Raw genomic sequence first — 12710 nt, 5'->3', positions numbered from 1 at the left:
CGGCGTCCCACATCGGCTCGACCTCGGTGGTCACGAAGTCCTTGTTGGCGGTGCGCACCAGGCGCTCCTCAAGGGTGATCTTCTCGTCGTAGTAGTTGTGCTTGTAGGAGCGGTCGGTCAGGCGCGGACGGGGGGCCTGGGTCCACTTGAAGTCGGGATCCTGCTCGAAGTACTCCTCCATGAGCGGCCAGTAGGCCAGGTACTCGAAGTAGCGGCAGCGGAAGGAGTTGGCGGCGGCCATGATCTCGTTGCCGATGGTCAGCAGGATGTCGCGCGGAGGCATGCAGGTCATCATGGAGTCGTTGCGGAAGTCCGGCGTGCCGATGGCCTGGTTCCACTGCAGCGGGGTCGGGCGGTCGACGACGACGCCGCGGTCCTCGAGGATCTTCACGAGGTTCTCGAGGCACTCGTTGCCGCGCTCGACGGTCTCCAGCGGACGGAGGCCCCACATGCCGCGCATCTCGGAATCGACGGGCACCTTCTCAGAGGTGGCGGGCTCCTCCGGCGGGATGACGGAGTTGTCGCAGCGGCCGACGATGACGCGCTTCAGCGGATCCCAGTCGTTCCAAGAGCTGACGATTTTAGCCATGGTTCATTCCTTTCTTGAGCACGCCTTAACCGTGCTCGCGACGATGAGGAATAATTACTATCGACAAAACCGATGAGCTGATCGGTCGGCTTTATCGATGGGTTCAATATAGCACCATTTTTGTTCACCTGCAAGAAAAAATTTCCCAGTTGAGCAACTATTTTTTTGTTGACCTGTTGTGCATACGAGCAGAATAGGAAGAGCGCGTTCTCCACCTTCGCGGAGAACGCGCTCTTTTAATACATTAAGTTAATGTCAAGGGGCGCCTATCGCACTCCCCCTGACAGGTTGCGCATCGGTGCCTAGTCGGCGACGATGACGGTGCCCGTCTCGCCGCGCAGGCCGGCGGCCGCGCACTCGAGCGACGTGATGAGCGCCTTGCCCTCCGGGTAGGCCTCGACGTACTCGATGCAGGCCTCGACCTTCGGGAGCATCGAGCCGGGGGCGAACTGGCCCTGGGCGATGTACTCGCGGGCCTGGGACACGGTCATCTCGGAGATCTGCTCCTGCTCGGGCGTGTTGAAGTTGATGCACACCTTCTCCACGGCGGTCAGGATGATCAGCATGTCGGCACCGAGCTCGGCGGCCATGAGGGCGCTGGAGCGGTCCTTGTCGATGACCGCGGGGGTCCCGACGTAGCCGTTCTCGGTCTCGAAGACCGGCACCCCGCCGCCGCCGGTGGACACGACCACGTAGCCGTCCTCCACCAGGTCGCGCACGGCGTCGAACTCCACGATGCGCTTGGGGATCGGGGAGGCGACCACCTGGCGCCAGCCGCGGCCGGCGTCCTCCTTGACGGTGATGCCCATGGCCTCGGCCTTGGCCTTGGCGGTCTCCTCGTCCATGAACGCGCCCACGGGCTTGGTGGGGTTCTGGAACGCGGGGTCGTCCTCGTCGACGACGGTCTGGGTCACGATGCAGGCGGTCGAGCGCATGATGTCGCGGGACTTCAGGTCGTTCAGGATGGCCTGGGACAGCTGGTAGCCGATGTAGCCCTGGGACATGGCGCCGGCCTCGGGGAAGGGCATGTCCGGGGTCTTGTCGTCGTTGGCCGCCGCGTAGGCGAAGGCGTTGTTGATCATGCCGACCTGCGGGCCGTTGCCGTGGGAGACGACGACGTTGGTGCCGTCCTGGATCATGTCCACGATGTGCTTGGCGGTGTTCTGCACGAGCTCGAGCTGCTCCTGCGGGGTGTTGCCGAGGGCGTTGCCGCCCAGGGCGATGACAGCGGTCTTGCCGTTGCCCTTTTCGTAAGCCATAGATTTCACCTCAATCTTTCGGTGAACCAGCCAATCTCGCTTCTAGGTTGCATGTAAGAGAGACGAGACTGCGGTTCCAAACGGAACATAACATGCAACGGATGTGATTCTAGGTTTCAGGGCGATGACGACGCCGCGCAGAAGCATTCCGTTGTCAAATCGTAGGGGGTGACTCCGAGAAGGAACCACCCCCCGAAAACCCCTCCGTAGGGGCTGACCTTGGTCAGCCCTTCGCTCGCAAGTCAACCTCGCTTGCAGAGGGGCGATCGCGGTCGCCCCCTACGGAATGGATCCTGCCGCAATTAGCCGCAGAGGGTGGCGTACATGACGGCCTTGATGGTGTGCATGCGGTTCTCGGCCTCGTCGAAGACCTTGGAGGCCTTGGACTCGAACACCTCGTCCTCCACTTCCATCTCGGTGACGCCGAAGCGCTCGGCGATGTCAGCACCGATGGTGGTGTTGGTGTCGTGGAAGGCCGGCAGGCAGTGCAGGAAGATGGCGTCGGGGTTGGCCATGGCCATGACTTCCTTGGTCACGCGGAACTTCTCGAGATGCTTGATGCGCTCGGCCCACACCTCGTCGGGCTCGCCCATGGACACCCACACGTCGGTGTAGATGACGTCGGCGCCGGTGCAGGCGTCCTTCACGTCATCGGTGCACTTCACGGTGCAGCCGTTCTCGGCAGCGATGGCCTCGCAGGTCTTCACGAGCTCGGCGTCGGGCATGTTCTCCTTCGGGCCGCAAGCCACGAAGTTCATGCCGAGCTTGGAGCACACGACCATCAGCGAGCGGGCCACGTTGTTGGCGGCGTCGCCCATGAACACGAGGGTCTTGCCCTTGATGTCGTAGTTGAAGTTCTCCTGCACGGTGAGGATGTCGGCGAGCATCTGGGTGGGATGCCACTCGGTGGTCAGACCGTTCCACACGGGCACGCCGGCGTTCTCGGCCAGATCCTCCACGTCGGTCTGGGCGAAGCCGCGGAACTCGATGCCGTCGTAGAAGCGGCCGAGCACGCGGGCGGTGTCCTCGATGGACTCCTTCTTGCCCATCTGGGAGCTGCCCGGATCAAGGTAGGTCACGCCCATGCCGAGGTCCATGGCGCCGACCTCGAAGGCGCAGCGGGTGCGCGTGGAGGTCTTCTGGAACAGCAGCACGATGTTCTTGCCCTCGAGGTAGCGGTGCGGGGTGCCGGTGCGCTTGAGATCCTTGAAGTTCTTGGAGAGCTTCAGCAGGTACTCGATCTCCTCGGTGGAGAAGTCGAGCAGGCGGAGGAACGGACGACCGCTGAGATTGATAGGCATGTTCTGTTTCCTTTCCCTTGAAAGAGACATTTGTATCGCGCGGGGCCCCCGAGAACCGGGGAACCCGCGCCTCTTTTACGGCCCAGCGCTGGCTGGCTAGACTGGGCCGGAAAAGACGGACGTAAGAGTGCTCCTTGACGGAGCGGGCGCCTTGCGGCTTACAGAGCCTCGCGCCAGGCCGGCATGGACATGCAGCGCGGGCCGCCACGGCCGCGGGAGAGCTCGGCCGAGGGCATCTCCAGGCAGTTGATGCCCTGCTTGTACAGCACGTCGTTGGTGACGTTGTTGCGCTGATAGACCACCACGGTGCCGGGACGGACGCAGAGCGTGTTGGAGCCGTCGTTCCACTGCTCGCGCTCGGCCGCGATGCGGTCGCCGCCGCCGCAGGGGATGAGCTTCACCGGCTGGCCGACGTACTCGGAGAGCACCTTCTCGAGATCCTCGTTGCGCTCGCGGATCTTCGTGCCGCCCTTGCCGTCCGGGGTGATCTCGAACACGGTCAGCGGGCCCATGATGCCGGGATGGATGGTGAACTTGTCGTAGTCGATCTGGGTGAACACCGTGTCCAGGTGCATGAAGGCGCGGGAGGACGGGATGTTGAAGGCCAGAATCGTGTCGATGGTCGAGGTCTCATCGTTGAACACGTTGTGGGCGATGGCGTCGATGGCGTCGGGCTCGGTGCGCTGGGAGATGCCGATGGCCAGCACGTGCTCGTTGATGTTCAGGATGTCGCCGCCCTCGATGTGGAAGGTGTCGTTGCGATCGTAGTAGGTCGGCGTGCCGGCGAAGTCCGGATGATACTTGAAGATGTAGTCACCGTAGATGGTCTCGCGGTTGCGCGTCACCGAGTACATGCGGTTGATGGACACGCCGTTGCCGATCATCGCGAACGGGTCGCGGGTGAAGTACAGGTTCGGCATCGGAGCGCACACGAGCTTGCAGCGGTCGGACACCATGTCCACCAAAAGGTGGGTGTCCTTCTGGGGCAGCTCCTGCAGGTTGATGCCCGCCATGGTCTTCATGACCATGTCCTTGGTGCCCGCGTAATTGGAGTTGATGTAGTCGGTGATGATGTCGTGGTACATGTCGGTGCGGATGCCGGCCTCATAGATCCACTGATCGAGGAACTGCTGGCGCAGCTCGGGCTTGGCGTCCAGAACCTCGGCCATGAGGTCCTCCAAATAAACCACTTCCACGCCCTCGCCGCGAAGGATGCTCGCGAAGGCGTCATGCTCCTCCTGGGCCACGGGGAGGAACGGGATGTCGTCGAACAAGAGCTCCTCAAGCGTATTGGGGGTGAGGTTCAGCAGCTCGTCGCCGGGGCGGTGAAGGATGACCTTCTTGAGGTTGCCGATTTCGCTCTTGACGTTTACTCCTTGCATGTGACTCTCCAATCCGGCGGCTTGAAGTCCGCCATCATAGTTGAGAAGCTGCGGGCGAATGCCACCCTCAGCCCATCGCGGTCGGCGCGATGGATGCATCTAATGTCTCAGAATCCGGGCCAGGGGGAAGAGGTAAAGTGGTATTAGATGAGGGTTTAACTTGTCATTACCAACCCTCTGCCAGCCTTACACCCTTAGTAAACGCCCCTTGCTACGTCTCCTTCGCCCCAGGTCAAGCGTGCGACCCGAAGCTTTTGCATCGGATGCCTTCCTTGCGCATCGACGGTGCTTTGCTTTTCGACCCCCTAACAATTACAGCCGAGGTCGCAATTCGTCGATGAACCTAAAGTATCATCATTTTTGTTCACATGCAATAAAAAAGTTCCAATCGTTTAGGGATTCAATCAAATTTCACGAATGCATAAGATAGCACAGCCTCTCCCTTGGTCGCGCTTGAGCCTGGAAGGCGGCTTATCTGAGGTGTTTTACCAGCTAAAAGTCATGTTTTTCTCATTTGGCCATGTTTAATGCACTCTTATTGGCTCCATAATCTACTTTGTCAATTAGTAGAGCGTGCATCATTCGGCCTCTTCTGCCCTCATCTTTTTTCAGTTCAAACCCTCATTTTTCGTAGTGCAGATGAACAATTTTACTTCAAGGCGTATACTGCACCTGAGAAACCGAGTCGCCCTTGCGAGTCGCTCGGCCACCCCACACGCTCGCCTTCGGAAGGAGACGCACCATGGCAACTCCCCGCCCCGCTGATCGAATCCTCGTTACCTCTGCCTTGTTTACCGGTGCCGACGACGAGCCCGCGCCCGGAGCCGTGGCCATCGGGGGCGACCGCGTTTTGTGGGCCGGCCCTCTTGAAGTCCTGCCCGAGCATCTGCGCGGCACCGATACCGAAGTCGTCGACTACGGAAACGCTCTCGTGATGCCGGGCTTCCACGACGCCCATCTTCATTACTTCCACTCCGCGCTGTACCTCTCCCCTCTGGCTGAGCGCTTCGTGGGCGAGAACGAGGCCGACGCGGTAGCGCGCCTGGCGCCCTTGGCCGCACGGCGACCGGCCGGCTCGTGGCTGCTCACCCAGGGCTGGCGCGACTACTTGTGGAACCCGGCCGGCATGCCGAGCCGCGCGTCGCTGGATGCTGCCTACCCCGACCGACCCGTGGCCATGTACTCCGGCGACGCCCACACCCTGTGGCTGAACAGCTGCGCGCTGGAACGCTTGGGCATCACGGAGGAAAGCGAGCCGCCCGCAGGCGGGAGCTACGACAAAGACGCCGACGGGCACCTTACGGGCATTGTGCGCGAGGCGGCAGCCATGGAGCTCATGCCGCGCATCGTGGCGGAATTCTCGCGCGAGGAGCTGTTGGACGCCTACCGCTCCTTCGAGCGTTATCTGAACGAGCACGGCATCACGGGCGTGTGCGACGTGTCGCTCATGGCGATGCCGGGCCTCGATTTCGTGCGCGACGACCTGTTCGGCGCCTTGGAAGAGGCCGGCGAGCTCACCGTGCGCGTGTCCATGTTCCCCACGCTTTTGGAAGACCGCAGCCGTCTGGCCGCCCTGCAGGCCGCCCACACGGGCCCGCTCCTTTCGGCTCAGGGCTTCAAGCAGTTCTTCGACGGCGTTTCCAGCCAGCACACCGCCTGGGTTCACGACCCCTACACCAACGCTCGCTTCGAGGGCGACTGCGGGCGCCCCACCGTGGCTGCCGAAGTGATGGAGGCGCTGGTGGCTCCGGCCGCGAACGAGGGATCGCCCGTGCGCATCCACGCCATCGGCGACGAGGCCATCCACCGCTGCCTCGATATCTTCGAAGCCCACCCGGTGGCCTCCCCCGCCCATCACACCATCGAGCATTTGGAGAACTTCCAGCCCGACGACATCGCGCGCATCGCGCGGGCGGACGTCATCGCCAGCGTGCAGCCACGCCACATCACCCTGGATCCCGGCGGCCCGGAGCGTGATTTGGGCCCCGAGCGCGTCCCTTATATGTGGCCCTTCCGCGCCCTGCTCGATTCCGGCGCCACCCTGGCCTTCGGCACCGACTCCCCCGTTACCGACATCGACCCCATCGACGCCGTCTACACCGCCGTCACCCGCCGCGACGCCGACACCCACGAGCCGTGCGGGGGCTGGCTACCCGAGGAGCGCATCACCCTGGCCGAGGCCCTGCGCGCCTACACCGCCGGCAGCGCCGCCGCCGCCCAGCGCGCCGACGAGCTGGGGCAGCTAGCCCCGGGCATGTTCGCCGACATAACGGTACTCTCCCCCAACCCCTTCAAGCTGGCTCCCGACGACCTGCAGCAGGCAAAGGTACAAGCCACCTACGTCGCCGGCAAGAAGGCGTACGAGCGATAAGATCACGCCTCTTTAGGCTAAAATGCGCCGATTCCGTATTTTAGCCTAGGCTATCGCCCTCAAGCACTTTCGAAAGCTGCCAGAGCTCTTCCATTTCCTCCATGGAGAGGTCTTCCACGCGGCGGCCACCTCCGGCGGCGGCGCCTTCCATGAAAGCCCAGCGGACGCGGAACTTGCCGCAGGTGGCGCGCAGGGCCTCCTCGGCCTGGACGCCCATCTTGCGGGCTACGTTCACGAGCGAGAACAGCACGTCGCCCATCTCCAGTTCCACCGCCGCGGCAGCCGCGGGATCGGCGGCGGCATCCACTTTGCCGTTCGCGGACTTCGGCGCGGCGGCGTAGGCGGCCTTAAGCTCGGCGACCTCCTCGTCCACCTTGGCCCACACGTCGTCCACCGTTTCCCACTCGAAACCGGCCGAGGCCGCCTTCCGCGAGATCTTCTGCGCCTGCTTCAACGCCGGGAAGCTCTTCGGCACGCCGTCGAGCAGCCCCTGGGGCACGTCGGCCGCGGCATCGGCGGACTCCTTCTCGGCCATCTTTATCTGATCCCACACGTCCAGCACCTCGTTGGCGTCGCCGGCCACCACGTCACCGAACACATGGGGATGTCGCCGCACGATCTTCGCGTTCACGTCGCGGCACACGTCGTCGATGGTGAACTCACCAGCGTCCGCGGCAATCTGCGACTGCAGCACCACCTGAAGCAGCACGTCGCCGAGTTCTTCGCGCATGTGCGGCACGTCGTCGGCCTCGATGGCATCCACGGCCTCGTAAGCCTCCTCCACCATGTTGCCGGAAATGCTCTTGTGGGTCTGCTCCTTGTCCCAGGGGCACCCGTCCGGCGAGCGCAGCGCCTCGATGGTGGCCACGAACTCGTTGAAGGCGGGGTGCTCGGTCGGCTGCACCTCGGCTACCAGCTTCTCAGTCACAGTATTGCTCCCTTCGATTGCAGGTTTCCGCAGCATTATAGCGCTCCTGCTTTCGCGTGCCCGTCCAACGTCTTCGAACAGCGCCTTCCCTCCCCTTTTTCGCAGTTTCTCAAGAAGCTTGAGCAGCCGCATTCGAGCTATTTCGTCACCAAATCCCCATTTCGGAGCCTTAAAAGCGTACATTTTTCTGCAAAAACGCGACATTAGCGGGAAAAGGGGTGTACAACCTGCGGTTTTCTATTATGATCGTGTAGCTAAAAACGGAGAAACGCTGGTACCGAAGCCTTCTGGTGCCAGCGTTCTTCGAGTGAAGGCCCTGTTAGAAGGGCACCGACTAGAGAAAGAGAAGTGATATGCCCGCACCTACCATGACCCCTGAGCAGCGCGCCGCCGCCCTCGAGAAGGCTCGCGTCGTTCGCGCCAAGCGCTCCGAGATCACCAACAAGCTCGCCATGGGTCTCACCACCCCGGCCGAGGTTCTCGATCAGATCGACGACCCGATCATCGGCCGCATGAAGGTCAAGGCTTTCGTGAACGCCCTGCCCGGCTTCGGCAAGGTGAAGACCGAGAAGCTCATGGAGGAACTGGGCATTCCGGCCGAGCGTCGTCTGCAGGGCCTCGGCTCCAACCAGATGGCCGCCCTGAAGGCCGCCCTTTCTTAGTTTCGTTCGCCCTGACGGGTCGAACGAACTACTCGACGCTGCGAGCCCGACAGGCACCTGCCCTTGTCTCTTGTTTTTGCCTCGGCGCGTACCAAAGTACGCTTGGGCAAAAGGCGAGGCAATTGCAGGCACCTGTCGGGCTCTCGCTGACTTTCGCGCCACCAGCGCGTTCTCGCCAACTATAATTTAGTTGGCTTTTCTTTTTTTGGAGGTATCTATGCCCCTTATCTATGTAGACACGTTGGACGATCCGCGGCTCGATGCGTTCGCGCGGCTGACCGAGGCTCAGCTGCGCAGCAAGCTGGAGCCGGAGCGGGCGCTGTTCATCGCCGAGTCGCAAAAGGTGATCGAGCGGGCCTTCGAAGGCGGTATGGAGCCGATCTCGCTTCTCATGGAAGAGAAGTGGCTGCCCTCCATGGCGCCGCTTATCGAGCGAATGGAAAAGCGCACGAGCGAGCAGACCAGCGGCGAGGGGCTGCCGGTGTTCGTGGCGCCCCATGACGAGCTCGAGCGGCTCACCGGCTTCGAGCTGACGCGCGGCGCCCTGGGGGCCTTCCGACGCCCGGCCCTGCCCGCCGTGGCCGATGTGCTGCGCGGCGCGCGCCTGGTGGCCGTGCTCGAGGACATCACGAACCACACCAACGTCGGGGCCATCTTCCGCAGCGCTGCGGCCTTGGGCGTGGACGCCGTGCTCGCAAGTCCCGCCTGCTACGACCCGCTGTACCGCCGGGCCGTGCGCGTATCCATGGGAACGGTCTTCCAAGTTCCCTGGACCCGCATCAGCGATGAGGACGTGCCGAACCGTCCCGGCTGCGGCACCTGGAGCGTACGAGGCATCCCCGAGTTGCACGAGCACGGCTTCATCTGCACCGCCATGGCGCTCTCCGAAGAATCCGTGACCCCCGACGAGCTGAACGCGCGCCTGACCGAGCGCGAGGCCACCGGCGGCGCGCCCGCGAAGCTGGCGCTGCTGTTCGGCACCGAGGGCGAGGGGCTCTCCCCCGCCACCATTGCGCGGTGCGATTACACCGTGCGCATCCCCATGGCTCACGGCGTCGATTCCCTGAACGTCGCCGCTTCCAGCGCCGTGGCCTTCTACGCCTTCCGGCAGCTGAGCCAGCTAGGGAGGTAGGGCACAATGAGATCCTTCAATCCCCGTTCCGCGGCCCCCGTTCAAGACAACACAGGGAAAGCAAGCGCCCCCATCGCCCAAAACGATTCGCAGCTGAACAGCGACCCCACCGACCAGAGCGCGACAAACAGGAAGATCGGCAAGGACAGCGCAAGTCTGCAAAAAGTGCCGCGAAGGGTCACCGTGGCTACCTGGGTCGTGCGCCTCTGTTTCGCCTTCGTGTTCGTCGTGAACGTGCAGTGCGCCCTGGGGTTCGCGCTCACACCTGAAGCCTACATGGGCGCCTACGAGCTCGCCGGCGTTCCGGGGCGCGTGGCCACCCAGGGCATCGGCATCGCCTTCCTCATGTGGAACTGCACCTACCCGCCGGTCATCTGGCAACCATGCCGCCATCGCGCCTTGGCCGGCGTCGTGCTGGCTCAACAAATCGTGGGGCTAGTCGGTGAGTCGCTCATCCGCGCCACCCTGCCCGTCGGCCACGATCTCCTCGCCAGCAGCGTCGACCTGTTCATCACCTTCGACGCCGCGGGCCTGCTTCTGATGAGCGCCTCGTGGGGATTCTTGCTTCTGCTTGAAAGGCGCGTAAAACAATCTGCCCTCCGGCAAAAGATCGAAATTTCGAGTTGTTAGACATTCGGAAAGCGCCTTCGACCCATTTCCTTCGGCTTACCTGCCCAATGCCCGATAAAATCAACGTTATTCGCTAAAATGGAACCTTGTTCGGATGGTGCGGCGCTAAGGTACTCCGCAAGCCGAACCCTCGACATCTAACAACTCGAAATTCTTGCTCCGAAACCGGGAAAGGATCGCGCGAAGGCGATCCTTTCCAAGAGAGAGGAGGGAGTCTCGAGTTGTTTCAGTTCAGCGGCGCCGAGCATCGACCTCGCTACTTCATCAGCTCGCTCACAGCCTGGGCGAAGGCGAGCGGGTTGTCGGGCATGACGCCTTCCACGAGGAGCGCCTGGTCGAACAGGATGCCGGCGTAGGTGCGCACCTTGTCGTCGTCGCCGGCCTCATGGGCCGCGCGCAGGGCTTCGAACACCGGGTGCTTGGCGTTCATCTCCAGCACGAGGTGCAAATCGGGCAGCCCCTCGGCACCAGGCTGGCTCTTCAGCACCTGCACCATGGCCAGCGACACGCCGCCCTCGCTTGTGACCACGGCCGGCGCATCGGTAAGGCGAGTGGAAACGACAACGCGCTCCACCTTTTCGCCCAGCGCCTCGCGCATCACGTCGAAGAGCTCAGCGTTGGACTCGGTGGCCTCCTCGGCCTCCTTCTTCTCCTCATCGGTGGTAAGTCCCAAGTCCTCGGAGCCCACGTTCTTGATGAAGTAGGGCTGCTTGCTCTCCTCGTCGCCATCCACCGCGTGCTCACCGTAGGTGCCCATGGCCATCATGCAGAACTCGTCCACGTCCTGGTCGCACAGCAGCACGTCGTAGCCCTTGGCCAAAACCGTGGTCACGAGCGGCATGGCGGCCAAACGCTCCAGCGAATCGCCCGCGGCATAGAAGATGGAATCGGCGCCAGCGGGAGCCGCGGCCAAATACTCGTCCAGAGTGATCATCTTCTGCTGCTTGGCGGAGTAGAACAGAAGCAGGTCGCCGAGCGTGTCCTTGGCCATCCCGTAGCTCTGGTAGATACCGAACTTCAACGTGCGGCCGAACTGCTCGAAGAACTTCTCGTAGGCTTCGCGGTCGTCGTCGCGCATGTTCACCAGATCGGCCTTGATCTTCTTCTCTAGCCGGCGGGCGATGGCGCGCAGCTGGCCGTTGTGCTGCAGCGTCTCGCGGGAGATGTTCAGCGTGAGGTCGGATGAGTCAACCACGCCGCGCACGAAGCCGAAGTAGTCGGGCAGAAGCTCCTCGCACTTGTCCATGATGAGCACGTTGGAGGAGTACAGGGCAAGCCCGCGCTTGTAGTCCTTCGAATACATGTCCCACGGCGCGCGGCTCGGCACGAACATGAGGGCGTCGTAGTTGAGCGACCCTTCCGCGTGCACGGAAATGGTACGGGCCGGGTTTTCGAAATCGTGGAAGTCGGTCTTGTAGAACTCGTCGTATTCTTCCTGGGAAACTTCGGACTTCTTGCGCTTCCAGATGGGGATCATGGAGTTGATGGTCTCCACCTCGGTGTAGCTCTCCCACGTCGGCGCGGCCGGTTCCTCGCCCTCGGCCGGCTCGGGCGCCTCAACCTTGCGACTCTTCGTCACTTCCATCTTGATGGGGTAGCGCACGTAGTTGCTGTAGCGCTTGATGAGCTGGGTGAGCCCGTGCTCGCTGGCGAAAGTGCCGAAGGACTCGTCGGCGGTGTCGTCCTTCAGGTACACGATGACGTCGGTGCCGTGCTCGGCGCGCTCGGCCGGCTTGATGTCGTAGCCGTCGACGCCGTCGGATTCCCAGGCCCAGGTCTCGTCGCTTCCGATGGCGCGGGAGACGACGCGCACCTTCTTGCCCACCATAAAGGCGGAGTAGAAGCCGACGCCGAACTGGCCGATGATGTCCACATCGGTGAGGTCGTCGAGGCCCTTCGCCTCGCCGGGCTCGGAATCGGCAGCGGCCTCGGCCTGGGCGGCCTTGAACTCGAAGGAATCGGAATGGGCGATGGTGCCCAGGTTCTTGTCCAGTTCGTCCTTGGTCATACCGATGCCGTTGTCGGACACGGTGACCGTGCGCTCGTCGGCGGAAAAGCCCACCGTGATGGCCAGGTCGTCGCGGCCCACAGCCACCGACGGGTCGGTCAGGCTGCGGAAGTACAGCTTGTCCACCGCGTCGGACGCGTTGGAGATAAGCTCGCGCAGGAAGATCTCGCGATTGGTGTAGATGGAGTTGATCATGAGGTCGAGCAGCTTCTTGCTCTCTGTCTTGAACTTGCGCATAGGCTGGTTCCTTCTTTCATACGATCGGAAGACGCTTGACCGCCCGAGTGTAGGTCGCTCGCCGGCAGTATCTCGCGGTGCGTACGGGTTGTGCGTCAGTCGTTGACCGGCGGCGACAAAAGCGTTAGCAGTCTTCCCTTACGAGTGCTAATAGCACATTGTACGCAGAAGGAAACCTAAGTCAAGTGTTATCAAGTTTTCTTACGCATTT

General features: G+C 62.5%; 9 protein-coding genes and 1 pseudogene. 4 read left to right on the top strand and 6 right to left on the bottom strand.

Translation table 11 applies throughout. From position 1 onward, the window contains the following. From NE591_RS11390 to arcA, 4 genes and pseudogenes are all read right to left on the bottom strand, one after another. A pseudogene (locus NE591_RS11390) lies at positions 1–589 on the bottom strand (serine/threonine protein kinase); the annotation flags it as partial. Positions 590–891: 302 nt separating this feature from the next. After that, a complete protein-coding gene (arcC, locus tag NE591_RS11385; RefSeq protein ID WP_022739236.1) occupies positions 892–1848 on the bottom strand; it encodes a carbamate kinase in 957 nt (318 codons plus the stop codon). Between the two features lie 302 nt (positions 1849–2150). Next, entirely contained in the window at positions 2151–3149 is a 999-nt protein-coding gene (gene argF, locus NE591_RS11380) for an ornithine carbamoyltransferase (RefSeq protein WP_022739235.1), read from the bottom strand. Between the two features lie 158 nt (positions 3150–3307). Next, positions 3308–4531 carry an arginine deiminase gene (arcA, locus tag NE591_RS11375; protein WP_256156699.1) on the bottom strand — a complete coding sequence of 408 codons (1224 nt, stop codon included), beginning with the start codon at positions 4529–4531 and terminating at the stop codon, positions 3308–3310. A 742-nt stretch (positions 4532–5273) separates the two neighbouring features. On the opposite strand from arcA, the gene NE591_RS11370 reads away from it, so the two are divergent. Next, positions 5274–6902 carry an amidohydrolase gene (locus tag NE591_RS11370; RefSeq protein WP_256156698.1) on the top strand — a complete coding sequence of 543 codons (1629 nt, stop codon included), beginning with the start codon at positions 5274–5276 and terminating at the stop codon, positions 6900–6902. Between the two features lie 40 nt (positions 6903–6942). On the opposite strand, the gene mazG is transcribed toward NE591_RS11370, so the two are convergent. After that, positions 6943–7830, bottom strand: coding sequence for a nucleoside triphosphate pyrophosphohydrolase (mazG, locus tag NE591_RS11365; RefSeq protein ID WP_256156697.1), 888 nt, complete (start codon positions 7828–7830; stop codon positions 6943–6945). Positions 7831–8183: 353 nt separating this feature from the next. Here mazG and mihF point away from each other — a divergent pair, with 353 nt between their 5' ends. The 3 genes from mihF to NE591_RS11350 all read left to right on the top strand — a co-directional run bounded on the left by mihF (position 8184) and on the right by NE591_RS11350 (position 10254). Further along, a complete protein-coding gene (mihF, locus tag NE591_RS11360; RefSeq protein WP_022739229.1) occupies positions 8184–8492 on the top strand; it encodes an integration host factor, actinobacterial type in 309 nt (102 codons plus the stop codon). A 217-nt stretch (positions 8493–8709) separates the two neighbouring features. Beyond that, positions 8710–9624 carry an RNA methyltransferase gene (locus NE591_RS11355; protein WP_256156696.1) on the top strand — a complete coding sequence of 305 codons (915 nt, stop codon included), beginning with the start codon at positions 8710–8712 and terminating at the stop codon, positions 9622–9624. Between the two features lie 183 nt (positions 9625–9807). After that, positions 9808–10254, top strand: a complete 447-nt coding sequence (locus NE591_RS11350) for a hypothetical protein (protein ID WP_231699574.1) — start codon at positions 9808–9810, stop codon at positions 10252–10254. Positions 10255–10510: 256 nt separating this feature from the next. Here NE591_RS11350 and htpG read toward each other — a convergent pair whose 3' ends face one another. Continuing rightward, positions 10511–12499 carry a molecular chaperone HtpG gene (gene htpG / locus NE591_RS11345; protein WP_256156695.1) on the bottom strand — a complete coding sequence of 663 codons (1989 nt, stop codon included), beginning with the start codon at positions 12497–12499 and terminating at the stop codon, positions 10511–10513. Positions 12500–12710 lie beyond the last annotated feature (211 nt).

The organism is Adlercreutzia sp. DFI.6.23, assembly GCF_024462535.1.
GTDB classification, from domain to species: Bacteria; Actinomycetota; Coriobacteriia; order Coriobacteriales; family Eggerthellaceae; genus Adlercreutzia; species Adlercreutzia rubneri.
This window is presented reverse-complemented; position numbering and strand designations above follow the sequence as displayed.